General features: G+C 70.9%; 24 protein-coding genes, 1 other RNA gene and 5 pseudogenes. 15 read left to right on the forward strand and 15 right to left on the reverse strand.

Annotated elements, in window-relative coordinates:
• Nucleotides 1-303 precede the first annotated feature (303 nt).
• Together AB8Z75_RS11890 and rnpB are read left to right on the forward strand one after the other, a co-directional pair.
• Nucleotides 304-1,464, forward strand: coding sequence for an alpha-hydroxy-acid oxidizing protein (locus AB8Z75_RS11890; protein ID WP_369201445.1), 1,161 nt, complete (start codon nt 304-306; stop codon nt 1,462-1,464).
• A 102-nt stretch (nt 1,465-1,566) separates the two neighbouring features.
• Nucleotides 1,567-1,979: RNase P RNA component class A (gene rnpB / locus AB8Z75_RS11895), an RNA gene on the forward strand.
• A gap of 597 nt (nt 1,980-2,576) precedes the next feature.
• Here rnpB and AB8Z75_RS11900 read toward each other — a convergent pair.
• Nucleotides 2,577-2,900 (reverse strand): ArsR/SmtB family transcription factor, encoded by a 324-nt coding sequence (locus tag AB8Z75_RS11900; protein ID WP_369201446.1) that lies wholly within the window; start codon nt 2,898-2,900, stop codon nt 2,577-2,579.
• Nucleotides 2,901-2,983: 83 nt separating this feature from the next.
• Here AB8Z75_RS11900 and AB8Z75_RS11905 point away from each other — a divergent pair, with 83 nt between their 5' ends.
• The gene (locus AB8Z75_RS11905) at nt 2,984-4,042 is read left to right on the forward strand and encodes a flavin-containing monooxygenase (RefSeq protein WP_369201447.1); all 1,059 of its coding nucleotides are present in this window, start codon (nt 2,984-2,986) and stop codon (nt 4,040-4,042) included.
• A gap of 190 nt (nt 4,043-4,232) precedes the next feature.
• Here AB8Z75_RS11905 and AB8Z75_RS11910 read toward each other — a convergent pair whose 3' ends face one another.
• Complete coding sequence (locus AB8Z75_RS11910) at nt 4,233-4,655, reverse strand: arsenate reductase ArsC (protein WP_369201448.1); 423 nt, start codon at nt 4,653-4,655, stop codon at nt 4,233-4,235.
• A 97-nt stretch (nt 4,656-4,752) separates the two neighbouring features.
• Between AB8Z75_RS11910 and AB8Z75_RS11915 the strand changes: the two genes are divergently transcribed.
• From AB8Z75_RS11915 to AB8Z75_RS11930, 4 genes are read left to right on the forward strand one after another with little or no spacing between them, the layout of a single operon-like run.
• Nucleotides 4,753-5,091, forward strand: coding sequence for an ArsR/SmtB family transcription factor (locus tag AB8Z75_RS11915; RefSeq protein ID WP_369201449.1), 339 nt, complete (start codon nt 4,753-4,755; stop codon nt 5,089-5,091).
• Nucleotides 5,088-6,227 (forward strand): ACR3 family arsenite efflux transporter, encoded by a 1,140-nt coding sequence (arsB, locus tag AB8Z75_RS11920; protein ID WP_369201450.1) that lies wholly within the window; start codon nt 5,088-5,090, stop codon nt 6,225-6,227. The genes AB8Z75_RS11915 and arsB overlap by 4 nt, the downstream gene beginning before the upstream one ends.
• Nucleotides 6,228-6,230: 3 nt before the next feature.
• Nucleotides 6,231-6,431, forward strand: a complete 201-nt coding sequence (locus tag AB8Z75_RS11925) for a hypothetical protein (RefSeq protein ID WP_369201451.1) — start codon at nt 6,231-6,233, stop codon at nt 6,429-6,431.
• Complete coding sequence (locus tag AB8Z75_RS11930; protein WP_369201452.1) at nt 6,428-7,507, forward strand: ArsO family NAD(P)H-dependent flavin-containing monooxygenase; 1,080 nt, start codon at nt 6,428-6,430, stop codon at nt 7,505-7,507. Before AB8Z75_RS11925 ends, AB8Z75_RS11930 begins: the two co-directional genes overlap by 4 nt.
• Nucleotides 7,508-7,516: 9 nt before the next feature.
• On the opposite strand, the gene AB8Z75_RS11935 is transcribed toward AB8Z75_RS11930, so the two are convergent.
• Together AB8Z75_RS11935 and AB8Z75_RS11940 are read right to left on the reverse strand one after the other, a co-directional pair.
• Nucleotides 7,517-7,831 carry a hypothetical protein gene (locus AB8Z75_RS11935; protein WP_359196312.1) on the reverse strand — a complete coding sequence of 105 codons (315 nt, stop codon included), beginning with the start codon at nt 7,829-7,831 and terminating at the stop codon, nt 7,517-7,519.
• A gap of 16 nt (nt 7,832-7,847) precedes the next feature.
• Nucleotides 7,848-8,180: pseudogene (locus tag AB8Z75_RS11940) on the reverse strand (N-acetyltransferase family protein); the annotation flags it as partial.
• Between the two features lie 152 nt (nt 8,181-8,332).
• Between AB8Z75_RS11940 and AB8Z75_RS11945 the strand changes: the two are divergent.
• Nucleotides 8,333-9,430 carry a hypothetical protein gene (locus tag AB8Z75_RS11945; protein WP_369201453.1) on the forward strand — a complete coding sequence of 366 codons (1,098 nt, stop codon included), beginning with the start codon at nt 8,333-8,335 and terminating at the stop codon, nt 9,428-9,430.
• A 19-nt stretch (nt 9,431-9,449) separates the two neighbouring features.
• Here the strand turns inward: AB8Z75_RS11945 and AB8Z75_RS11950 are convergent, their stop codons facing one another.
• Nucleotides 9,450-9,809 carry an ArsR/SmtB family transcription factor gene (locus AB8Z75_RS11950; protein ID WP_369201454.1) on the reverse strand — a complete coding sequence of 120 codons (360 nt, stop codon included), beginning with the start codon at nt 9,807-9,809 and terminating at the stop codon, nt 9,450-9,452.
• Nucleotides 9,810-9,896: 87 nt separating this feature from the next.
• Between AB8Z75_RS11950 and AB8Z75_RS11955 the strand changes: the two genes are divergently transcribed.
• Together AB8Z75_RS11955 and AB8Z75_RS11960 are read left to right on the forward strand one after the other, a co-directional pair.
• On the forward strand, nt 9,897-11,261 hold the full coding sequence (locus AB8Z75_RS11955; protein WP_369201455.1) for an NAD(P)-binding domain-containing protein: 1,365 nt from the start codon (nt 9,897-9,899) through the stop codon (nt 11,259-11,261).
• Between the two features lie 10 nt (nt 11,262-11,271).
• Nucleotides 11,272-12,528, forward strand: a complete 1,257-nt coding sequence (locus AB8Z75_RS11960) for an MFS transporter (RefSeq protein WP_369201456.1) — start codon at nt 11,272-11,274, stop codon at nt 12,526-12,528.
• 288 nt (nt 12,529-12,816) lie between these two features.
• On the opposite strand, the gene AB8Z75_RS11965 is transcribed toward AB8Z75_RS11960, so the two are convergent.
• From AB8Z75_RS11965 to AB8Z75_RS12000, 8 genes and pseudogenes are all read right to left on the reverse strand, one after another.
• Entirely contained in the window at nt 12,817-13,554 is a 738-nt protein-coding gene (locus AB8Z75_RS11965) for a thioesterase II family protein (RefSeq protein WP_369201457.1), read from the reverse strand.
• Complete coding sequence (locus tag AB8Z75_RS11970) at nt 13,551-14,552, reverse strand: tryptophan 7-halogenase (protein WP_369201458.1); 1,002 nt, start codon at nt 14,550-14,552, stop codon at nt 13,551-13,553. The genes AB8Z75_RS11965 and AB8Z75_RS11970 overlap by 4 nt, the downstream gene beginning before the upstream one ends.
• Nucleotides 14,553-14,824: 272 nt before the next feature.
• Nucleotides 14,825-15,705 (reverse strand): IS5 family transposase gene (locus AB8Z75_RS11975; protein ID WP_369201459.1). Its coding sequence is split into 2 segments (ribosomal slippage): nt 14,825-15,345 and nt 15,345-15,705, totalling 882 coding nucleotides; the frame shifts between segments, so codons are not numbered across the junction.
• A 30-nt stretch (nt 15,706-15,735) separates the two neighbouring features.
• Nucleotides 15,736-16,518 carry a hypothetical protein gene (locus tag AB8Z75_RS11980; protein ID WP_369201460.1) on the reverse strand — a complete coding sequence of 261 codons (783 nt, stop codon included), beginning with the start codon at nt 16,516-16,518 and terminating at the stop codon, nt 15,736-15,738.
• Nucleotides 16,519-16,654: 136 nt separating this feature from the next.
• Nucleotides 16,655-17,137: a DUF3995 domain-containing protein gene (locus AB8Z75_RS11985; protein ID WP_369201461.1), complete on the reverse strand. Its 483-nt coding sequence runs from the start codon at nt 17,135-17,137 to the stop codon at nt 16,655-16,657.
• A gap of 199 nt (nt 17,138-17,336) precedes the next feature.
• Nucleotides 17,337-17,564 (reverse strand): hypothetical protein, encoded by a 228-nt coding sequence (locus AB8Z75_RS11990; RefSeq protein WP_369201467.1) that lies wholly within the window; start codon nt 17,562-17,564, stop codon nt 17,337-17,339.
• Nucleotides 17,558-18,703, reverse strand: coding sequence for an AMP-binding protein (locus tag AB8Z75_RS11995; protein ID WP_369201462.1), 1,146 nt, complete (start codon nt 18,701-18,703; stop codon nt 17,558-17,560). The genes AB8Z75_RS11990 and AB8Z75_RS11995 overlap by 7 nt, the downstream gene beginning before the upstream one ends.
• A gap of 22 nt (nt 18,704-18,725) precedes the next feature.
• Nucleotides 18,726-19,493: pseudogene (locus AB8Z75_RS12000) on the reverse strand (condensation domain-containing protein); the annotation flags it as partial.
• Nucleotides 19,494-19,658: 165 nt separating this feature from the next.
• Between AB8Z75_RS12000 and AB8Z75_RS12005 the strand changes: the two are divergent.
• The 4 genes and pseudogenes from AB8Z75_RS12005 to AB8Z75_RS12020 all read left to right on the forward strand — a co-directional run bounded on the left by AB8Z75_RS12005 (nt 19,659) and on the right by AB8Z75_RS12020 (nt 21,498).
• Nucleotides 19,659-20,039, forward strand: coding sequence for a DUF6191 domain-containing protein (locus AB8Z75_RS12005; RefSeq protein ID WP_369201466.1), 381 nt, complete (start codon nt 19,659-19,661; stop codon nt 20,037-20,039).
• 2 nt (nt 20,040-20,041) lie between these two features.
• Nucleotides 20,042-20,320: pseudogene (locus AB8Z75_RS12010) on the forward strand (cation:proton antiporter); the annotation flags it as partial.
• A 46-nt stretch (nt 20,321-20,366) separates the two neighbouring features.
• Nucleotides 20,367-21,254: pseudogene (locus tag AB8Z75_RS12015) on the forward strand (cytochrome P450); the annotation flags it as partial.
• Between the two features lie 4 nt (nt 21,255-21,258).
• Entirely contained in the window at nt 21,259-21,498 is a 240-nt protein-coding gene (locus tag AB8Z75_RS12020; protein WP_369201463.1) for a ferredoxin, read from the forward strand.
• Between the two features lie 111 nt (nt 21,499-21,609).
• Here the strand turns inward: AB8Z75_RS12020 and AB8Z75_RS12025 are convergent, their stop codons facing one another.
• Entirely contained in the window at nt 21,610-22,026 is a 417-nt protein-coding gene (locus AB8Z75_RS12025) for a Dabb family protein (RefSeq protein WP_369201464.1), read from the reverse strand.
• Nucleotides 22,027-22,272: 246 nt separating this feature from the next.
• Complete coding sequence (locus tag AB8Z75_RS12030) at nt 22,273-22,842, reverse strand: TetR/AcrR family transcriptional regulator (RefSeq protein WP_369201465.1); 570 nt, start codon at nt 22,840-22,842, stop codon at nt 22,273-22,275.
• Between the two features lie 522 nt (nt 22,843-23,364).
• Here AB8Z75_RS12030 and AB8Z75_RS12035 point away from each other — a divergent pair.
• A pseudogene (locus AB8Z75_RS12035) lies at nt 23,365-23,503 on the forward strand (nitroreductase/quinone reductase family protein); the annotation flags it as partial.

The raw sequence follows: 23,503 nt of genomic DNA on the forward strand, positions 1-23,503 counted from the left end.
CCACACGCACTTCGCGCACTACCAGAACGAGATCTACCTGCACGGCCTCGAGGACGGGGGGGGGGGGGGGGGGGGGGGGGGGGGGGGGGGGGGGGGGGGGGGGGGGGGGGGGGGGGGGGGGGGGGGGGGGGGGGGGGGGGGGGGGGGGGGGGGGGGGGGGGGGGGGGGGGGGGGGGGGGGGGGGGGGGGGGGGGGGGGGGGGGGGGGGGGGGGGGGGGGGCCCCCGCCCCCGCGCACCTCGCGCACCACACGCACTTCGCGCACTACCAGAACGAGATCTACCTGCACGGCCTCGAGGACCGCGTGCCGCCGTTCACCACCGACGGCACGGCCCTCGGCGCCTCGGCCCGCGCCCACCTGGACGCCGGCGCCTTCGGCTACCTCGCGGGCTCCGCGGGCTCCGGCGCCACCCACCGCGCCAACCGCGAGGCGTTCGAGTGCCACCGGCTCATTCCGCGCATGCTCACCGACGCCACCCACCGCGACCTGCGCACCACCGTGCTGGGCACCCCGATGCCCGCGCCGGTGCTGCTCGCGCCCCTCGGGGTGCAGTCGATCGTGCACCCGGACGGAGAGCTGGCCACCGCACGCGCCGCGGCCTCGCTCGGGCTGACGATGACGCTGTCCACCGCCTCGTCCCACACCCTCGAACACGTCGCGGAAGCGCACGACGAAGGCGCCGCCACGCACGACGAAGGCGCCGCCGCGCACGACGAAGGCGGCGCGGGCGCCTCGCGCTGGTTCCAGCTCTACTGGCCGAACGACGACGAGGTGTGCGCCAGCATCCTCGGCAGGGCGCGCCGCGCGGGGTACACCACACTCGTCGTCACCCTCGACACCTGGACGCTGGCCTGGCGCCCCCAGGACCTGGACCGGGCCTACCTGCCGTTCATCCGGGGCGTCGGCACGGCGATCCCGTTCTCCGACCCGGCCTTCCGCGCGGGACTGGCCAAGCCTCCCGAGGAGGACCTGGGCGCGGCCGTGCTGCGCTGGGTGCCGATGTTCACCGGTACGGACAGGTCGTGGGACAGGCTGCCGTTCCTGCGCCGGCACTGGGACGGGCCGATCGTCCTCAAGGGCATCCAGCACCCGGACGACGCCCGCCGCGCCGCCGACGCGGGCATGGACGGCATCGTCGTCTCCAACCACGGAGGCCGCCAGGTCGACGGGGCGATGGCATCCCTGGACGCGCTGCCCTCAGCCGTGCGGGCGCTCGAGGGCACGGGCGTGGAGGTGCTGTTCGACTCGGGCATCCGCACCGGCGCCGACATCCTCAAGGCGCTCGCGCTGGGCGCCCGCGCCGTGCTGGTCGGACGGCCGTACGCGTACGGGCTGGCGCACGGCGGCCAGGACGGCGTACGCCACGTGCTGCGCTCCCTGCTGGCCGACCTCGACCTCACGCTGGGCCTGTCGGGCCACCGCACACCGGGCGAGCTCTCCCCCGAGGACCTGCACCGCCGCTGAGCGGCCTCCCCTGGCGGGCGGCGGCCGGTACTGCCCGCAGGCGACCGACCACAGCCGTGCGGTGCCCCGCCCGTCGCCGGGTAGCATGGTCGGCACGGCGGACGAGCCGGCCGGACGGTCGCGTCGAGGAAGCGAGCCGCTTTCTCGCCGAGGAACGTCCGGGCTCCACAGGGCAGGATGGTGGGTAACGCCCACCCGGGGTGACCCGCGGGACAGTGCCACAGAAAGCAGACCGCCGGGGCCGTATCCGTACGGCTTCCGGTAAGGGTGAAACGGTGGTGTAAGAGACCACCAGCGCCCAGGGCGACCTGGGCGGCTCGGTAAACCCCATCCGGAGCAAGGTCAAGAGGGGCCGCGTGCGCGGCTCTGCGCGGACGACCGAGGGCTGCCCGCCCGAGTCCGCGGGTAGACCGCACGAGGCCGGTGGCAACACCGGCCCTAGATGGATGACCGTCGCCTCCGGGCGCCGCAAGGCCCCGGAGGAACAGAACCCGGCGTACAGGCCGACTCGTCCGCCCCCGCCTGGGGCTTCCCCCTGGAACGGGCCTCTGACCAGCAACGGAGGCCCGTTCCAGGCTTTCACACCCTTGCTGCTTTACGCGGCTCGAAGTCCCTCACAAGTCCCTCGGACAGAGCTGAAAGTCCCTGAAAAGTCCCTGGCGGACTCCGCCTCCAGCCCTGATGGGGAACGTCCGGCGCCACGCTCGTCCGCCTTCCTCAGCCCGCCCCGAGGGGTCCTGGGTACGCGGCTCGGTGGCCCCAGGGCGTGCCGTATCTCTGCTGCACGCAGAACCTAGGACCTACGCATTACGAGCACGCGGGCGGTCATGTTGGCTCGTGACCACTGGTGCCGCAGAGTGACATCGTGCCTGATCAGAGCACTCACCTCCGTCCACAGAGGGCGTTCCTGTATTGCACGGTCCAGAAGCGCCTGTCCAATCAGTGTCCAATAGCGCCTGGGGTCCATCTTCGGATGGTGGCCACAGCGGCTCTTGGCCACTTCCCACAAAGATCGCGGCGTCAAGCCGGGCGCTACCAGGCCACCAAGGGCGTTAAACCAGAACCTTCGCCCCTGCTCGATGCCCGCCGCGAAGGACTTTGGCAGTCAGTTATCAGCAGCAGACGCGCAGATACGCCTGGAGGTCGGCGAGGGCAGCGGCGACGCCTTCCTTGTCGCTGCAGTAGAGGACGACCTTGCCGTCGCGACGGGAGGCGAGGATGCCGCCTCGGCGGAGCAGGGCGAGTTGCTGGGAGGCAGTGGGCTGGCTGATGCCGGCCTGTTCGGCGACCTCGTTGACGGAGAGTTCGGCGCCCTGCGCGAAGAGGAGCATGACTTTCTGGCGGGTCGGGTTGGCGAGAGCCTTGAGGAAGTCGTGGGTGGCCGGGTGCAGTTCTGCGGCCTGGTCGGCATCCGGCCGGGGCCCTGGTGCGACCATCTCCCGCCTCCCTTCGTCCCTGGTCAGAGTCTAGCTCCACCTCCACCTATTGCTATTTTGGCATACGTCAATACACTCAGGTCATGCTGAACACAAGGAACCCCGTGATCGTCATTGGGGGCGGTCAGTCCGGTCTAGCCGTTGCCCACGCGTTGCGTGCGGCGCGCATGCCCTTCCTCGTACTGGAAGCCTCCGAAGAGGCGGTGGGGGGCTCCTGGCCGCGCTACTACGACAGCCTGGCCCTCTTCTCACCGGCGCGGTTCTCCGCGCTGCCCGGTGCGCGGTTCTCCGGGGACGGGGAGCGGTATCCGCGGCGGGATGAGGTGGCGGCCTATCTGCGAGCGTACGCGCGACGGTTCGACGGGGAAGTGCGCTACGGGCAGCGGGTAGAGGCGGTGAAGGCAGCACCCAGGGGTGGGTTCGCCGTGCGCACCGGGGACGGGTCACAGCACGAGGGGGCGGCAGTGATCGCGGCGAGCGGGTATTTCGGGAATCCGTACCGGCCCGAGCTTCCGGGGCTCGGGGAGTTCGCGGGCACAGTGCTGCACGCGTGCGAGTACCGCTCGTCGGACTCGTTCGCAGGGCAGCGCGTGATAGTGGTCGGAGGCGGGAATTCGGCGATCCAGATCGCCGCCGACTTGGCGGGGGTGGCGCGGGTAACCCTCACCAGCAGGGGACCGTTGCGCTGGCAGGCGCAGCGGATCGCGGGCAGGGACCTGCACTGGTGGCTGACGCGGACAGGCATCGATTCCGCGCCGATCGGGCGCTGGCTGGGCAGCAGGTCGATGCCGATCATCGACGACGGGCGTTACCGCTCCGCCTTGGAGTCCGGGAACCCGGACCACCGTCGGCTTTTCGCCCGACTGAGCGAGGACGGCGTCGAGTGGCACGACGGGGCGCGAGAGCGCGTCGACACGGTGATCCTGGCCACCGGCTACCGTCCGGACATGGGCTACCTGGCTGGGACAGGCGCGCTGGACGCCGACGGCATACCGTTCCAGCGGTCCGGGGTCTCCACGACCGTTCGGGGGTTGGCCTACGTAGGGCTGGAGTACCAGCGCAGCAACGCCTCCGCGTCGGTGCGCGGGGTCGGGCGGGATGCAGCCTACGTCGTCAAGCAGCTACAACGGCGGCGCCGTTGACGCCACGCACGAAGCCCCCCGCTGGGCAGGAGTTGCGCACCACCGACCACCTTCAGGCGATCAGTTCCTGGCTTCCGGTTTCAGGCGCCACGCGCCAGTCCCTCCCACCCCTCGTCCCGGTACCGAGGAGTCCGGCCGGGTAGCGTTCAGCGTCCAGCTCGGCTGAGCATCCGATGGCCCGTCTCGGTACTCATTTCCCGGCTTCCGGCGTTTTTGGGGCGATCTCGTTGAGCAGTGTCTCGATACGGGCCTTGATCTCGTCCCGGATGGGTCGTACGGCTTCGACGCCCTGGCCTGCGGGGTCCGCCAGCTTCCAGTCGAGGTAGCGCTTACCGGGGAAGACGGGGCAGGCGTCTCCGCAGCCCATGGTCACGCACACGTCGGACGCCTGGACGGCGTCGACGGTCAACACCTTGGGAGTCTCGGCGGTGATGTCGATGCCGACCTCGTACATGGCCTCGACGACGGCCGGGTTCACGGCGTCTGCGGGGGCCGAGCCCGCCGAGCGGACTTCGACCCGGTCTCCGGCGAGGTGGTTGAGCCAGGCGGCGGCCATCTGGGAGCGGCCCGCGTTGTGCACGCAGACGAAGAGGACGGAGGGCTTCTCGGACACGGCGTTCTCGCTTCTGTCGGACCTCTGCGGACCCCAGGGACAAATCAGCACCCACTGGCATCACCCGGAGCTGATGTGAGAGTATCAGCGCATGATGATGTCAGCCAAGACTGAGGTGATCACGACCCCTCCGGAGGGCGCGGACCTGATCCGCGTGATCGCGGACCCGTTGCGCTACGAGATCGTGACGCTGCTGGCCCGCGAGACGCTGTGCACCACGCACCTGGTGGAGGAGACCGGTGCGCGGCAGACGAACCTGTCCAACCATCTGCGGGTGCTGCGCGAGGCGGGCGTCGTCGAGACCGAGCCCTGCGGCCGGTTCACCTACTACAAGCTGCGGCCCGAGGTGCTGACCGCCCTCGCCGGCGCCTTCACCGAGCTGGCCGAGACCGCCCGTACCACAATCGCCGCCGACCGGAAGAGGCCCTGCCCGTGAGCAAGACGGAACCCACCGCGGACACCGGAGCCGCCGATACCGGGACCGATACGGGCTCCAGCGTCGCCAAGCAGCTCTCCACCCTGGACCGCTACCTGGCCGTGTGGATCCTCGCCGCCATGGCCGTCGGCCTCGGCCTGGGGCGGGCGATCCCCGGGCTGAACGACGTGCTGTCCAGAGTCGAGATCGGCGGCGTCTCGCTCCCGATCGCGCTCGGTCTGCTGATCATGATGTACCCGGTGTTGGCCAAGGTCCGCTACAACAAGCTCGACACCGTCACCGGCGACCGTCGACTCATGGCCTCCTCCCTGGTGATCAACTGGGTCCTGGGCCCGGCCGTGATGTTCGCGCTGGCCTGGATCTTCCTGCCCGACCTGCCCGAGTACCGCACCGGGTTGATCATCGTCGGGCTCGCCCGCTGCATCGCGATGGTCATCATCTGGAATGACCTTGCCTGCGGCGACCGCGAGGCCGCCGCCGTCCTCGTCGCGCTGAACTCCGTCTTCCAGGTCATCGCGTTCGGAGTGCTCGGCTGGTTCTACCTCGACCTTCTTCCGGGCTGGCTGGGCCTGGGCGAGGGACAGCACCTGGACATCTCGATGTGGAAGATCGCGCTGAACGTCGTCATCTTCCTGGGCATCCCGCTCCTCGCCGGCTTCCTCACCCGCCGTATCGGCGAGAAGAAGTTGGGCACCGAGAGCTACGAGAACCGCTTCCTCCCGAGGATCGGCCCGTTCGCGCTCTACGGCCTGCTGTTCACCATCGTCATCCTCTTCGCCCTCCAGGGAAAGACGATCACCTCGCAGCCGCTGGACGTCGCCCGTATCGCGCTGCCGCTGCTGGTCTATTTCGCGCTGATGTGGTTCGGCACCTTCGCGCTCGGCAAGGCCATCGGCCTCGCCTACGACCGCACCGCCACCCTCGCGTTCACGGCGGCGGGCAACAACTTCGAGCTGGCCATCGCGGTCGCCATCGCCACCTTCGGCGTCACCAGCGGCCAGGCGCTCTCCGGCGTCGTCGGCCCGCTGATCGAGGTGCCTGTCCTCATCGCGCTCGTCTACGTCTCCCTTGCCTGGCGCCGCAAGTTCAGCACCCAGGCCATCAGCACGGCCGGACCCCGAACTCAGGAAGGCTGATTCTTGGATGCGCTGCCTGGAGTGCCCACCGGCGTGCGCCAGAGCTGCGGCACGGCCGTCTGCGCGACGCACGCCGTGATCGACACCAGCCGTATCCGCAAGGGCGCGCTCACCGGCGCCCCGGTCTCCGCCGAGGTCCGCAAGGTGCAGTACGGAGCGTGCGCCGAGGCCCACGCTCCGGTGCCCGGAACGGTGGCCTGGTGAACGAGCGGCCGTACGACACAGTCGTGGTGGGCGGCGGCCAGGCGGGCCTCGCCGCCGCCTATCACCTGCGCCGCGCCGGCCTCGACTTCGTCGTCCTGGACGCCCAGGAACGGCCCGGCGGCGCTTGGCGGCGCATGTGGGACTCGCTCCACCTCTTCTCGCCCGCGGCCTATTCCTCGCTGCCGGGCCGTCCTATGCCCGTGCAGTCCGGCGAGCCTTATCCGGAGGCCGCGCACGCGGTGCGATACCTGGCCGCGTACGAGGAGCGCTACGACCTGCCCGTCGTCCGCCCGGTCCGGGTGTGGGGCGTTCACCGGGACGGCGAGCTGCTGCGCGTGGAGGGCGATGCCGGGAGCTGGTGGGCCCGTACGGTGATCAGCGCGACGGGCACCTGGTGGCGCCCGTTCTGGCCCTCCGTGCCCGGTCAGCGCGCCTTCGCCGGGCGGCACGTGCACGCCGCCGACTACCGCAACCCCAAGGACTTCGCCGGTCAGCGCGTGGTAGTGGTCGGGGGCGGCAACTCCGGTGCGCAGATCGCCGCCGACCTCGCTACCTTCGACTCCGGCGAGGAGATCTCGCTGACGTGGGTCACCCGCCGACCGCCGCGCTGGCTGCCCGACGACATCGACGGCCGCGCGCTCTTCGATGCCGCCACGGCGCGGCGCCGCGCGCTGGAGGCCGGACGCGCCGACACCGGAGGCGTCGCCGCGCTCGGCGACATCGTCGCCGTCCCGCCCGTGCGCGAGGCGCGGGATCATGGGCTGCTCGCTGCCCGTCCGATGTTCATCCGCCTAGAGGTGAGCGGCCCCGTGTGGGCGAATGGTTCCCGCCAGGAGGCGGACGCGATCGTCTGGGCCACCGGCTTCCGCCCCGCCCTCGCCCATCTCGCCCCGCTCGGGCTCCGGAGCGGCGCAGGCCGGGGCCGTATCCCGGTGGAGAGCACCCGTGCCCGCGACGAGCCCCGTCTTCACCTGCTGGGCTACGGCGACTGGACGGGCCCGGCCTCCGCCACGCTCATCGGTGTCGGCCGCCCCGCGCGCGAGGCCGTGCGCCAGATCGCCGCACTGCTCGGCTGAACGCCCGCCTCACGCAGCCGGACGCCGGTCCTCGACCGTCCAGCCGTCCGGCAACTCCTCGCGCAAGGAAGCCAGCGCGGCGTCCGCCCGCCGGACGAACCGGGCCCGCTCCTCCGCAGACCAGGGCGAAGGATCGGGCGGATAGTCCCAGTCGATGGAGGACTGGTACCACTCGCACAAACCCGCCAGCTCGGCCCGGAGGGGGCGGCTGATCGGCAGCAGCTCCAGCTCGCAGGGCGATCCGTAGGGGCTGTCGAGATCGTCCGGCCACAGGGCGGTATGCGGGACACCCGCCTCGAAGAAGTACCTGAGATGCTCGCCCACGCTCCGCCCCCTTGTTTCAGCCGATCAACAGGCTGCGGCGCTCGATCAGCACCGTGTCCCCCCATACGCCGTGCTGCCGGGCGATCCGCTCGCGGCGCCCGACATGCCGCAATCCGGCCCGCTCGGGCAGCTTCAGGCTCGCGGTGTTCTCCGGGAAGACGCTGGATTGCACCGTCCAGATCCCGGCCGCCTCGGTCGAGGCCACCAGCACCTCCACCAGCGCGCGGGCCACGCCCTTGCGGCGCGCGGCAAGGGCGACGTAGACGGAGTGCTCTACCGCCCCCGCGTACACCGCCCGCATCGAGGTCGGACCGTCCGCGACCCACCTGGCCAACTCACCGCTGTCCTCCTTGACGGGGACAGGTTACGCATCGCCTTCCGCCGACACGAAGCCGATTCACGCGCCGCCAGCCTCATGACCGACCACCACCGAAAACCTCCCGCGCCTACGGCCGTTCGGACATAACATCGCATCACCACTGACACGGGAGCATCAGCACAATGCCGGATGAAGAACAAGATCCCGAAGAGCTTCCCTCCGAGCCGGAGGAAGATCACGACGAGTCCGCCGAGGCGGCGAAGCAGACTCCGCGCGAGCTCGCCGCGGCCCTCGAAAGCTCAAGCGTCCTGGGCAAGAACCTCGGAGGCACCGCCTTCCGCGAGGCACTGCTGCGTGCCACCGGGCCGTCGCCCCTCGCCGCCGCTCATGCCCGGCTCCTGAAGTCCTTCGCCCCCGGCCTGGCCATGCGTCCCTTCTTCGGGCCCGGGGTGTTCACGGCGGCGGAGCACCTGCGAAAGCTCACCGGTGACCGGCACGTCCTCCCGAACCCGCTTCGCGGTCTCGATCTTCGGAATCTCGCGCCTGGATTCCCGCTGGCAGCATCCGGGGCCCTGAATGTCGCGAAGAGCCTCAACGGGCCGTGGGAGAAGTTCACCTCCCAACTGGAGGGCCTCTTCCCGGAAAACTGGCGGGGCGAGAAACTCGATCACGTAGCCATGCTGCAGGTAATGGAGGACGGCATACCTCTGGCCTGGGTCCCCGGCGCCGACGTCATACGCGCCCTGATCGCCGAAGATGACCGTGCCACCCGCCGCGCTGCCCTGGAGGAACACGCCGCCACCGTCATCCAGGACTGCCGGGACACCCTCAAGGCAACCAGCCGCGACGACCTGGCCCTACATGTCAGCCATCTGCACGACTGCCTCGGCCTGCTGGCCGAGGGCCGCACCGCCCCCTGCCAGGCCCTGGCTGCGGCCGTATGGGACACCGTGCTGCTCGCCATCGTGCGAGCCGACCCGTCGCTCGCCAACCGCAAGGGACACTTCGACTACAAGAGCGCCAAGGCCGGCATGCCGAAGGCCACGGCGGCCACCAACATCGGCAAGTTCCGCGCCTACTGCATCCACACCAGCGTCCATGCCGCCCTTTGCGAATACTTCGGCCCGCCGGTCCCTGAGCAACACTCCCGGCACGCGACCTCCCACGCGGTCGGCCCCACCCAGTACACCAAGGCCAACGCGCTGACGGCCGTGATGCTCGCCGTCAGCCTGCTGCGCGAACTCCAAGAGACACAGCGACCGATCACCCCTGCGGACTGACCCGCGGACCTTCCGCCGGTCAGCGCGTAATCGCGCCCATCCGCGCCAGAACGCCGGGGGCGACGCGGTAGTAGACCCACGTTCCCCGGCGCTCGGAGAGAACGAGGCCCGCGTCGCGGAGCTTCTTCAGGTGGTGGGAGACCGTGGGCTGCGCGACGCCGAGATCACCCAGGTCACATACGCACACCTCGCCTTCGGGGTGCGCGACGACCCGGTTGAAGAGCAGCACGCGGATCGGCTCGCCGAGGGCCTTGAACATCCTGGCCATCGTCTGCGCGTCCTCGGCCGACAGGTTCGGCGCGGTCAGCGGCGGGCAGCAGGGCATGGCGTCTTCCGCGGTGTCCGGCTCTACGACGGGAAGGTCCTTCAGCTTCGGCATGCCCCCATATTGACATCTATCGATTCAGAGTGCCAGACTCCACCTCACTGTATCGATCAATCTCGAATCAGCAACAAGGGGCTCCCCATGTCCGAGCAGCAGCACCCCGCGCTTCCCGTCGCCGTGATCGGCGCCGGGCCGATCGGCCTGGCCACCGCCGCATACCTGCTGGAGCGCGACATCGAACCGTTGGTCCTGGAGGCAGGACCGGAAGCGGGAGCGGCCGTACGGGAGTGGGGCCACGTGCGGCTCTTCTCCACCTGGGACGAGGTGATCGCCCCCGCCGCCGAGAAGCTCCTCGCCCCCACCGGCTGGCAGCGCCCCGACGGCAGCACCTACCCCTCCGGCGCCGACTGGGCCGAGCGCTACCTCCAGCCGCTCGCCGACGTTCTCGACGAGCGGGTGCGCTACGACACGCGCGTCACCGGCGTCTCCCGCGCGGGACGCGACCGCATCGTGGACGCCGGCCGCGAGGGACAGCCCTTCGTCCTCCGCCTGACCTTGTCGGACAGCACCGAGGAGCAGGTTTCGGCTCGCGCGGTCATCGATGCCTCCGGCACCTGGTCCACCCCGAGCCCGCTCGGCGGCAACGGCCTCCCCGCCCTCGGCGAGCGGTCAGCGACCAATCGGATCTCCTACCGCATCCCGGACCTCAATGACCCCGCCGTTCGCGCCCGTTACGCGGGCAAGCGCACCGCCGTCGTCGGCTCCGGTGCCTCCGCCTTCACTGTCCTGGCCGCCCTCGCCGATCTCGCCGAGGACGAACCCGGCACGCACGCCGCCTGGGTGCTGCGCCGCGGCATCGGCAGCGACACCTTCGGCGGCGGCGAGGCCGACCAACTCCCCGCGCGCGGCGCGCTCGGCTTGCGCGCCAAGGCCGCCGTCAAGGCCGGGCACGCCACCGCCACCACCGGCTTCCGCACCCAGTCTGTCGAACGCGACGGCGACGATCGGCTCGTCCTCGTCACCGACGACGGCCGCCGCCTCGAACCCGTCGACGAGATCATCGCGCTCACCGGACTGCGCCCCGACCTGTCCTTTCTGGACGAGCTGCGCCTCGACCTCGACGCACGCCTCCAGGCCCCTGTGCAGGTCGCGCCCCTCATCGACCCCAACGTCCACTCCTGCGGCACCGTCTACCCGCATGGCGCCAAGGAGCTGGCCCATCCCGAGCCGGATGTCTACCTGCTGGGCATGAAGAGTTACGGCCGCGCCCCCACCTTCCTGGCCATGACCGGCTACGAGCAGGCTCGCTCCGTCGCCGCCGCGCTCGCCGGGGACCACGAGGCCGCCGCCCGGGTCGAGTTGATCCTCGCCGAGACCGGAGTGTGCGGCGGCTCCGGCCTCTACGACGAGGCCGACGCCATCCCGTCCGACGGCGGGGGCTGCTGCGCCGCCCCGGCAACCCTCCAGATCGGCGCCCCGGCCACCACGACGGGCGGCGGCTGCTGACGATCCGGCGATGCCTCGCCCCCCGACAGACACGCAGGCCGCGACCGGAGCCGAGAACAGCATCCGGTCGCGGCCCCGCGCCGCGCTCCCGGCCTTGTGCGTCACTCAGATCACGAGCTGGGGCATTCTCTCCTACGCCTTCCCCGTCCTGCTGCCGCACCTGAGCAAGGACACCGGCTGGTCCACCACCGCCAGCACCGGCGCCTTCTCCGCCGCTCTGCTCATCTCCGCACTCGCCGGGATCCCCCTTGGCCGCATCCTCGACCGGCGCGGCCCACGCGCCGTCATGACCGCCGGGTCCGTCCTCGGCACCGCCTGCGTACTGGCCATCGCCACCGCCCCCAGCCTGCCCGTCTTCATCACGGCCTGGCTGTGCGCCGGGGTCGCGATGGCCGCGACCTTCTATCCGCCCGCCTTCGCAGCCCTCACCCGCTGGTGGGGCCCCAACCGGGTCCGCGCCCTGACCATCGTCACCCTCGCCGGCGGACTGGCCAGCGCAGTCTTCGCCCCGCTGTCCGCCACGCTCGCCGACCATCTCGGCTGGCGAGGGGCCTACGCCGTACTGGCCGCCGTGCTCGCCCTGGTCACCATCCCCGCCCACGCACTGGCCCTGCGCGCACCCTGGCCTCCGCCGCCCGCCGCAACCCCCGCTCCGGGAGAAGCCGAGCAGGATCGGAAGTCCGTTGCTCGTACGAGGCCGTTCCTGATGCTCACCGCGGCGATGACGCTCTCCGCACTCACCGTCCACGCCGTCGTCATCGGACTGGTCCCCCTCATGACCGAACGCGGCGCCACCCCGGCCCAAGCCGCCTGGGCCCTCGGACTCGGCGGCCTCGGACAAACCCTCGGCCGCATCGGCTACGTCCCACTCGCACGCCGCACCGGCACCACCGCGCGCACGGTCACCTTGATCGCCTCCGGAGGCACCCGGCGGTCGGTGATCAACCGGTCGGTGTGGCACACGCAAACGTGGAAGCCGGCGCTCGCTGCCGCAGGCGTCATCTCACCCCTTGCTGCACCAGCGGAGGGTGAGAAGCCGTCCAGGGTCTGGGAGCCCAGCCGTGAGCACGGCTTCCATGTACTTCGTCACACGTACGCCTCCATCATGCTGGACGCTGGCGAGTCGATCGTCTCGCTCGCGAAGTGGCTCGGTCATTCCGACCCGGCCTTCACTCTCCGCACCTATACACACTTCATGCCGCAGGCCGGCGCGCGCGGCAGGAAGTCGCTGGAGTCCTGGCTCTCGGACGCACCGGTGAGTCCCTGAACGACGAAAAGTCCCTCGCAAGTCCCAGAGCGTTGGGCGGCCCGGCCCGTCGGCCCTGAACCGCAGGTCACAGCCTTGCTCTGCCAGAAGCAGGCCAGAACCCGGCGTACAGGCCGACTCGTCCGCCCCCGCCTGGGGCTTCCCCCTGGAAAGGGCCTTTGTGCTTCAGGGTGCGGCGTAGCGCTCCAGCCGCTACGCCGAGTCCTTCGAGACGGCGGGCATCTTCGATCCCGCGAGGGGCGGTGAGGACGGGCGCGGCCACGGCCTTTTCGTGCGGCGTAGCGCTCCTCACACCGCCTGGGCGAGGTCGGCGGCGAGGAGGTCCGCTACCGGGCCGGTGTGCTCGGTCAGGTAGAAGTGGCCGCCCTCGAACTCGTCGAAGTGGCACGGGCCCGTGGTGTGCCGTTTCCAGTCGGCCATCACGTGCGGCGGGGTGCGGGTGTCGTGGCTGCCGGTGAGGACGCGCACCGGGCAGCGGGGCTCGGGGCCCGGCTGCCACTGGTAGGTCCGTACCGCGTGGTAGTCGGCCCGGAGAGCGGGAAGGATCAGCTCCAGCATCTCCGGGTCGGCGAGCAGTCCGGCGTCCGTTCCGTTCAGCCTGCGCAGGTCCGCGAGCAGCCCTGCGTCGTCCCTGATCCCCTTCGTGGCCTCGACGCCCCGCGAGGGAGCCGGGCAGCCGGACACGTACAGCCGCGCCGATGGCAGGCGGCGGGCCACCTCGTAGGCCACCAGAGCGCCCATGCTGTGTCCGAACAGCGCCAGCCGACCACCGCTGCGGGCCGGTCCGAGCGCGGCGACGACGTGCTCGGCGAGCTCGGCGATGTTGTCGATCGCAGGCTCCCCCCAGCGGTCCTGGCGGCCCGGATACTGCACCGCCAGGACCTGGGTGACGCCTTCGAGCTGCGCTGACAGTGGAACGAAGTAGCCGGCGGAACCGCCCGCGTGGGGAAAGCAGACCAGCTCGACCGGGCGGCTCGCCACGTCGGGCCCGGTGTGGAAGCTGCGCAGCCAGGACCGTGGACTCACTGCTGGGCCGACGCCACCCAGCGCAGGCCGTCGGCCGAGGGCACCAGCCCGCCGGGGTACAGCGCCTCCTCAGGGTCGAGGTCGCCGCCGAGCGCGGCCTGGGCCTGGATCTGGGTGCCCTGCTCCATGACGCTCCCCATGATCTCCGACTGGTACAGCGGAGTGGCGTCGTCCCCGCCGGTCCGATCGACCTGGGACACCGACCGTTCGAGTTCGCCGGAGGTGTGCTTGAACCGCGTGCGCACCGACTCCGCGTCCACGAAAGCACCGTCCAGGGAGGCCACCCCGCCCACGAGCTCGACGAACGCCTCGACCTCCGAGTCCCCGAAGCCGGCGACCTTCTTCGCCTGCCAGAAATACGACTCGTGGTCGCTGTTCATGTCGTAGAAGGACACCAGGAACTCGTAGAACAGGCCGAACTCGTGGCGGTACCGCGCATCGAACTCGGTGAAGGCCGCTTCCTCGGCCACCTCGCCCGCCAGCACGGAGTTGATGGACCGTGCGGCCAGCAGCGCGCTGTAGGTCGCCAGGTGCACCCCCGAGGAGAAGACCGGGTCGAGGAAGCAGGCCGCGTCCCCGACCAGCACCATGCCCGGGCGCCAGTAGCTGTTGTTGCTGTAGGAGTAGTCCTTCCTCACCCGCACCTGGCCGTAGGTGCCCTCGGTGACGCGCTGCGCGTCGGACAGCAGCTCGTCGATCCGGGGGCACTTGGCGATGAGCTGCGAGAGCGCCTCGGCGGGGTCGCCCTGCACCGACTCGGCGAAGTCGCGGTGCACCACAGCGCCGACGCTGGTGAGGGTGTCGCTCAGCGGGATGTACCAGAACCAGCCCTCGTCGAAGGCGGCGCAGAAGATGTTGCCCCGCTTCGGCGCGGGCATCCGCTTGCCGCCCTCGTAGTAGCCGAAGATCGCGATGTTGCGGAAGAAGTCGGAGTAGGTGCGCTCGCCGCCGGCACGAGGCGGCCCGGTGGCCAGGCGGCGACGGTCTCGGCCGGGCACGCTTCGCCGGCCAGGTTGAGGGTCAGGTCCGCGGGCAGCTCGTCGGGCCGCATCGCGGAGAGGACCGCGGGGGGCAGGGTGACGTGGGTCAGCGCGTGCTTGGCGGCCAGCTCGGTCAGGGTGATGCCGGGGACGAGCTGATCGGCGCGCGCGTCCACCACGTGCGCCTCGTCGATGACGGCGCTGAGCACCGCGCACGCCGCCTCGGAACTGAGCACGTCCAGGACCAGCCGCTGTGCGGCCTCTCTGACCACTAGGTTCTGTCCGGCGGATCACTGACGGAGCCAGAGTCGGATCGCTGCGGCGGTGACGGTGCCGTGGAAGACGTAGGCCCTCTTGTCGTAACGCGTCGCGACCGCGCGGGAGTTCTTCAGCCGGTTGATGGTCCGCTCGACCTCGTTGCGTCGCCGATAGCGGTCGCGGTCGAAGCCGGCGGGCCTGCCCCCGTTGCTGCCCCTGCGGCGGCGGTTGGCCCGCTGGTCCTTCGGTTCCGGGATCGTGTGCCGGATGTCGCGTCTTCGCAGGTAGCGGCGGTTTCGGCGAGAGCTGTATGCGTTGTCGCCGCTGACGTGGTCCGGCCGGGCCCGGGGCCTTCCGCCCAGTAGCCGGGGAACTCGGATCCGGTCCAGGACCTCGATCATCTGCGGTGCGTCGCCCCACTGTCCCGGCGTGAGCAGGAGGGACATGGGGCGGCAGCCGCCTTCGCCGGCGAGATGGATCTTGCAGGTCAGGCCGCCCCGGGACCGTCCGAGTCCCTCGTCGGGGCGGTGGTGCCGGGGCGTCGTCCTTTTTTCGGGACCCGCGGCTTGGCCTTGCGGGCGCCAGCCGCGTGCTGATGCGCTCGGCAGGACGTCGAGTCGACCCCGACCGTCGACCAGTCGACCCGCCCCGCCAGGTCGGCATCGGCCTGGACCGAATGCAGGATCCGGTTCCAGGTGCCGTCCGCCGACCAGCGGCGATGCCGTTCATAGACGGTCTTCCACGAGCCGTAGCGTTCCGGCAGATCACGCCACGGGACACCGGTTCGGATCCGGAACAGGATCCCGTTGACCACGGTGCGGTGATCGTTCCACCGGCCGCCCCGGCAGCCCAGAGGCGGCAGGTGCGGTTCCAGCAACGACCACTCGTGATTCGTCAGATCCCCCCGCCCCATGTCCGGACCAACGAGCGACCAGTCAGAGGGTCACATGATCCGCCGGACAGAACCTAGCCCCGACATCCGGTTGCGGCTGGTGACGATCGTCCGGCAGTGCTCGCCGGTCGCCAGCAGCGGGCGCACCTGCTCGGCGTCGGAGGCGTTGTCGAGGACGACGAGCATGCGGCGCTCGGCGAGCAGCGCCCGGTACCGCTGCATCCGCCGCCACGGGTCCGCCGGGCAGTCTTCCTCGCGCACACCGAGGCTGGAGAGCAGCACACCCAGGGCCTGCCCGCTGTCCAACGGCCCGTGCGGACCCCGCAGATCGACGTACAGCTGACCTTCGGGGAAGTCCTCAGCCAGACGGTGCCCCCAGCGGACGGCGAACGCGGTCTTCCCGACGCCGACCGGGCCCGTCACGAGGAAGACGCTCCCTCCGGGCTGCCGGCGGAACCGCTCGTCGGCGAGCGAGAGTTCGGCCTCACGGTCGACCAGGAACCGCACGTCGGGCGGGAGGTGCCGGGGCACGCTCCGCTCCTTCGGCCCCTGGCCTGCCGGCTCGTGCCGGGAGCCGCTCCCCTCGGGAGCTTCCCTCACCTCTGCCGCGTAGAGCGCCCGCCAGCAGCTGAGCCAGTGTTCGGTCACCTCCGCCACCTTCTCCGGCGGCTGCCCACCGTACTCCAGGCAGGCCGTGACGGATGCCGAGACGAATTCCGAGCGCGGCAGCTTGTCGCCGCGCAGAATCGTCGAGACCGTACTCCGCGGTAGCGCGTCGACCTCGTCGCCATTGGCCGCCCTGGTTTTCCCTCCCAACTGCTGCAGACGCCGCATAGAAGGCTGTCCAACACTCAGCCGGAGTTCTCGCAGTTGCTGTACGAATTCCGATGCGTAGGCAGGCGTCACCCGGACAATCCCCCCCCCGAAATTGCCAAACATTTACTCAGAGTTCATTTGCACGTTCAACCACTTACGAAGTGACCACGACATCCGCTGCCACGCGGTCGGACATACCCTTGCCGAAGCTTCTCGCCGCGAGACCGAACAGCACTCCGCCGAGAATGAACCAGGGGTTCCAGACCGCGAGCGTCCAAGCTTTCTGCGCGGCGCTGACCTCGCCGACGGCCGAGACACCGAAGACGAGCAGGACCTCGATGAGAAGGCCCCGGAAGAGCAGCAGCGCGCAGATCGCCAGGCCCAGCAGCTGGAGCAGGCGCCACCTGCGCCCGCGCACTCCCCGCCGCCGCAGGCCGAGCGCCACCGCGGCGCCGATCAGGCACAGAAAGCCCACTCCCCAGAGCCCTCCGGCCACGAACCAGGCCGGCCGTTCGGTCGCGAGCCGCTCACCGGAGGAGACATCCAGGCCCGCTTCCCCACCGAGGGCCCAGAAGAAATGCAGGCCGGCGAAAATTCCAGCCCAACTGGCAGCCAAATAACCGTGCCAACGTGACACACGGATGCGCAAACCTACCCCCGTTTTACGTTCGCCCCGAAATGCTCTCGGTCCCGTCGTTGTTTCCCCGTCGACGGCAGACGATGCAAGCATAGTAGGGCACGAACGCCCGCAGTGTCACAGCTTCGGCACCAAACGGAGATAGTCCGATCCGTACTACCTGCCGCGAGTGGGAACTACGTCGCCAATCGGCCCTGAGTCACCGACCGCCGGTCGAGAGTTTCGCCCGCAGCGCAGGGGTGATGTGTTCCAGCACCTTCGGCTCCGTCATCTGGTTGTGTTCGCAGTCGACCTCGATCTGAGTGATACGTCCCGTGACCAGCGGTTGCCAGCCGAGTGCGAAGTCCGGCTCGTCCGGGTGGCTGCGCCGCGCGGTGAAGAACAGCAGGTCGGTGTCGACCGCGCGGGCGAACGGCTCCCTCAGCATCGCGGTCTGCCGCGCGAGGATCTCCGGCAGCGCGGCCAGGCTGTCCTCTCCCAGGCCGGCCAGCGGGTGGTCGATCTCGTGCAGAAACGCGGGCGGCCCTCGATGACCGCCGAACGCTTCACCGCCTGCCCGTTCGACGGCGCCGAGTAGCCCTGGGCGAGACCGGCCCCCGCGAGGTACAGCTCGCCCGTGACGCCGGGGGGCACCGGGTTCAGGCCGCCGTCCAGCACGTAGGTGCGGTAGTTGGTCAGTGCCCGGCCGATCGGTGCCACGCCCGCGGCGTTGCCGTCGTCGTACCACTCGGTGGCGTAGACGGTCGCCTCCGTCGGGCCGTAGAGGTTCGCGATCCGCACACCGGGCGCCGCAGCCCGCAGATCCCGCATCAGCCGCGGCGTGACCGCCTCGCCCACCAGGATGACGGTGCCGATCCGTAGCCGTCCCCCGGTGGCGAGCGCGGCCGACATCGCGGACGGTGCCGTGCAGACCAGGCTCGCCTCGGGGCGGTCCTCGTCGGCCAGCGCGAGTACGTCGCGCACCACCTCGACGCTGCCGCCGTGCAGCAGCGGCAGGACCATATCCGAGACGGAGACGTCGAAGGTCACCGAGGTGGAGGCCAGCGCGCCCGCGAACACGTCCGCGCAGAAGACCTCGCCCGCCCACGCCGACAGGTTCGCCACCCCGCGGTGCGCGACCACCACGCCCTTGGGCCGCCCGGTCGATCCCGAGGTGTAGATCACGTAGGCCGCGTCGTCGGGACGCAGCGGCGCCGTCCGGTCCGCGTCGGTGAGGTCCCCTTCGCCGAACCCGGCGAGTGCGGCCCGGGTCTCCGGGTCGTCGAGCACGATACGGGGCAGGCCGTCGGGCAGGACGGCCGCGCCGGCGCGGTCCGTCACCGCCAGCACCGGGCGGGCGTCCTCCACCAGGTACCGCACCCGCTCGGCCGGGTGAGTGGGGTCGAGCGGCACGTACGCGGCACCGGAGGTGAGGACCGCCCACATCGCGACCGGCAGCCGCTCGTCCCTCGGCAGGGCCAGCGCGACCCGCTGCTGCGGTCCGCAGCCGTGCGCCACCAGCAGCCGTGCCAGCCGGTTGGCGGACGCAGGCGATCGGCGAGCCGAGCGGGATGTCCGTGCCGGCACCCAGCCGGCTCAGCAGCGCGGCGAGCCCCGCCTGCGCCACCATGTACAGGCTGGCGTCCGACCGCGTGGCCAGCTCGGACAGCTTCCGGTGCAGCTCCGCGCCGACCCGGAACGGGACGTTGCCGCCCTGGTTGCCGGGCTCGGCGGGGCGCTGCCTGTCCACCGGCAGCCGCAGCTCGTCGGGCAGCCCGGCCAGCGCCTTGCGCCAGTACTCGACCTGCTCGCTGATCAGGGACTCCGGGTCGTCCTCGCCGCCGAGCAGCTCCTGCTGCCAGAGGGTGTAGTCCGCGTACTGGATCGGCAGGTGAGGCCAGTCCGGCGCGCGCCCGGCGCGGCGCGCCTCGTACGCGGCGGTGAGGTCGCGGGCGAGCGGGGCCATCGACCAGCCGTCCGCGGCGATGTGGTGGATCACCAGCGCCAGCACGTGCTCGCGCTCGGACAGCGCGAACAGCCGCGCCCGGATCGGTATCTCCGCCTCCAGGTCGAAGGCGCCGGCGGCCAGCTCGGCGAGTTCGCCGTCCAGCTCCTCGGGGGCGACGTCGGCGACGGCGGCCTCCAGCCGGGCCGCGCCCGGGGCGAGGATCTGCTGGCCGGGCACGTCGTCCCGGCTGACGAACACCGTGCGCAGCGGCTCGTGCCGATCGATGAGGTCCTGCAGCGCCGCGACGAGCGCGGCCCGGTCGAGCTCACCCGTCAGCCGCAGGACGGCCGGCATGTTGTAGGTGGCGTTGGGCCCTTCCAACCGGTGGAGGAACCACAGTCGCTGCTGTGCGTGCGAGAGCGGGATCATCGATTCTCCTCGGGCTGCGCAGGCGCTGAACTCCACTGGAGACTCCGCCGCGCCTGTATGCCGTGCAAGGTCCGAGACGGCACCGGACGGAACGGGACACCGGATCTTCGAGGAGCGGACCCCGGTCGGCGGATAGCCTCGGCACGACAGCAGGAGGCTTACCCGATGTCATTTGTGTGGAGCGAGGCCGTCATTCCCGGGCTCGCGTTGTTGCTGTTCATCTGCTGCGGGACGGAACTGGTCCTGCGCCGCTTCTTCAAGGGGCGCAGCCTCCTGTTCCGGCAGGGCAGTTCGCGGCGTCCCTTGACCGGCCACGCGTTCGACGAGTTCAACCTGATCTTCAACGGCAACAAGCTGGTCGAGCTCAAGCAGCAGCAACAGCAGGAGGTGCTCCGCGACGAGGAGGGCGACGGCGCCCCGCCGCGGACACGCATCGACCTGAACAAGGGAACCGCCAGTGTCGTCCTGCCCAGCGACGGCGGGACCCCGGCCCCCGGCACCCGGCCGTCGGCCGACGGCCCGCCGGACGCCGAGGAAGACCCCTGACCGTGACGCAGTCGCAGACGCTCCACCTGCTCCTGGACCTGGCCCTGATCCTGGGCCTGGCACGCGTACTGGGGGCCGCCGCCCGGGCGTTGGGCCAGCCCGCGGTCATCGGCGAGATACTCGCCGGGGTCCTGCTCGGGCCCACCCTGGTCGGCGCCCGTCTCTCCGAGACCCTCTTCCCCGGCGAGGTACAACCCCTGCTGCACGCGCTGGCGGGTGTGGGCCTCGTCCTGTTCATGTTCACCGTCGGGCTGGAGATCGACCTGGGCGTGTTGCGCGGAGGGGGCCGGGTCACGCTGTGGGCGACCGGCTTCTCGACGCTGCTGCAAACTGCTGGCGGGCAAGTTCACCGTCCGGCGGATGAAGTTGCTCACCGAGCGAGTCGAGCAGATCACCGCCGAGCACCTGGACGCCATGGAAAAGGCCGGTCCCACGGTGGACCTGGTGACCGCGTTCGCCCAGCCCATCCCCGCCATCATGATCTGCGAACTGCTGGGGGTTCCGTACCAGGACCGGGACGCCTTCCAGAAGCAGGCCGCGGCGGTCTTCAGCGGGGACATGGAAGAGAAGATGGCCGCGTTCACGGCGATCCAGTCCTACCTCGCACAGCTGGTGACCGCCAAACGCGCCGACCCCACCGACGACATACTCAGCGACCTCACCGACAGCGATCTCACGGACGAGGAACTGCTGGGCATCGGCTTCCTCCTGCTGGCGGCCGGGATCGACACCACCGCCAACATGCTCGGGCTCGGCGCCTTCGCTCTGCTGAGCAACCCCGACCAGGCCGCCGTCCTGCGCGGCGATCCGAGCCTCGCAGGACAGGCCGTCGAGGAGCTGTTGCGCTATCTCACCATCGCCGAGCTGGGGCTGCGGACCGCCCTGGAGGACGTCGAAATCGACGGCCTGCTGATCAAGGCCGGCGAGACGGTCGTCCTCTCCTTCCCGGCCGCCAACCGCGACCCGGCGAAGTACCCCGAGCCCGACCGGCTCGACCTGCGCCGCCAGGCCATCGGACACCTGGCCTTCGGCCACGGCGCCCACCAGTGCGTGGCCCAGCAACTGGCCCGCGTCGAGATGAGCGTCGCCTTCCCCGCACTGCTCACCCGCTTTCCGACGCTGCGGACGGCCGTCTCGCAGGAGAAGGTACCGCTGCGGGTCGACACGAACGTCTACGGCGTGGAGAGCCTCCCCGTCACGTGGGACGAGGAGTAGCCCGATGACCTTTGCCCTGACCCTCACCGCCGACCGTGACCGATGCGTCGGCGCCGGGATGTGCGCCCTGACGGCCCCCGAATTGTTCGACCAGGGCGACGCGGACGGCCTGGTGGTCCTCCTCGACCCGGAGCCCGCGCCTGCCCACCACGCCGCGGCTCACCAGGCCGCCGGCCTGTGCCCAGCCGCGGCCATCACCGCCGCCGAGGCCCCGCGTGGCGGGGAGAGCGGCGGCGGGGTCTGACGGCCCCGCTGAGCGCCGGGCTCGGGGCATGACGCCCAACGGGGGTGCGACAGCAGCAGGAACGCCGGCGCCGGCCTTGCGTCGGCGTTCCTCCCGGCCTGCTGGTCGGGGTCAGTCGCCGTGGGGGCCCGGTGCCGCGCTGCCCTCGTACGCGTTGAGGTCGGAGACGAGTCGGGTCAGCCCGGGGTCGGCGTCGAAGCGGCGCTGGTGCATGGCCTCGATCCGCTGACCGACCTCGGGGTCCGTGTCGTCCGTGAGGTCGAAGGACATGAACTCGTCCACCAGCGGCAACCCGATCTCGTCGGTGCGGCGGTGGGCGGGGTGGACAAGGTACTCCCAGTAGCCGTCGAGGTCGTCCAGCTGGAAGGTGGCGCCCCACTCGTACGCGCCGCCGTGGTCGCGGCCGATGAGGAAGGACCGTACGGAGGGGATGACCTCGCCCTGATTGCGCAGGCTGGCGAGGGCCTCTTCGAGCTGGTGCGGTGCGGTGCCGGGCTTGAAGGTGAAGCGGACGCAGTGGTGGATCATCGGGGTTTCCTTTCCTGGATGCATGTCGGTTGGTGGTGCGGGCCTGCCGCTTCGACCAGCGGCCGGCCCGCGCGTGGTGCCGCACAGGCGCGTGGAACGCGAGGATGAGTGGTTAACCACTCACTCCCTGGGCCGAAAAAAGCGCCGCGGGCGGCGTGACACGGCGGCCGGTGGAGCGAGCACGGCCCGGTGTGCCGCGGCGTCGCGGCACACCGGCCCACCCCCTCCCCCGGCGCCGACCGCGCCTCAGTAGTGCCGGAGCCTGTCGGACAGTGTCCGCGCCCACGGCGCATCGACCTCGTGCGCGTCCGTGGCGACGACGAGATGGCAGAGCATGCCCACGGCGAAGAAGCGCTGGACGTCGGCCTCCGGCGCGCCGGACACCCCTCGCACGTACTCCACCAGCCGCGCGTAACCGGCGCGCACCACCTCGCGGATGGCCGACTCCGCTGCCGCCGCGCATTGTGCGTGCAGTTGGAGCAGCAACAGGTCCCGGTCCGCGATGAGCCGGGCGTACGCGTCACCCATCGCGTCCAGCACATCCTGCGGCGCGGTTCCCCGCGCGGCGGCGGCCCCGTCACCGAGGCTCTCCCGGACCCGGGCGAAGCAGTGCTGCACCACCGCGACGAACAGGGCCTCCTTGTCGGGGAAGAGCCGGTAGACGTAGGCCTGGGAGATTCCGGCACGCTTGGCCACATCCGAGGTCGTGGTACCGAAGTACCCCCGGTCCGCGAAGGCGTTGACCGCCGTCTCAAGAACCGTCCTCCGCCGTTCGTCGGCGGTCGAAAGCTGGCGCTGGGGCGTGGAAGTGGGCATGTGAGTAATAAACCACTCACACTCGGGGCTGTCAACCGCTCGCAGGAGACACCGGCTTCGCGCGGCACGGAGAAGGTGCGGCACGGAAAAGGTCATGTGGTGGCCGGCGCCCCGTCCTCCCCGCTCGACGGGCGCGGACCGTCGGTGCGAGCGGCGAAAGCGCGCTCGGCGAGCGAGGCTTCCGACAGGTGCCGTCCGGAGGCCTGCACGGTCGGTCACCCCGGCCACGGTCATCGCGGCCGGGTCCCGGGGCCGGGTCCCGGGRCCGGGTCCCGGGGCCGGGTCCCGGGGSSGSRWCSCSGCCCGGAGCGCCACAGCTTCTCCTCGCGGCCTGTCAGGACTCGGCTGCTGCGGGCCGTTGTCAGTGCCCGGTGCGAGCCTCGTCTCCTCCGTATCCATCATGCTGGCTGCGTGTGGACGGAAGGCCCCGCCGACAGCGCGGCGGGGCCKYYCRYCTCTGGACGGACGGCGACGGAAGGGCGGGCAGGGCAGCATGGCGCACGCGCAAGGCCGCGGCGGCGGACGGCGCTCCAACGGTATGTCGTCAACCCCCTCACCACCCGGCTCCCGGGGCAGGTACTCCTGGAGACCACCGGCCGCGTCTCCGGCCGCCCGCGCCGCACGCCGGTCGGCGGGCGCCGCGTGGGCGACCGGTTCTGGC

This window comes from Streptomyces sp. PU-14G (assembly GCF_041028275.1).
GTDB lineage: Bacteria > Actinomycetota > Actinomycetes > Streptomycetales > Streptomycetaceae > Streptomyces.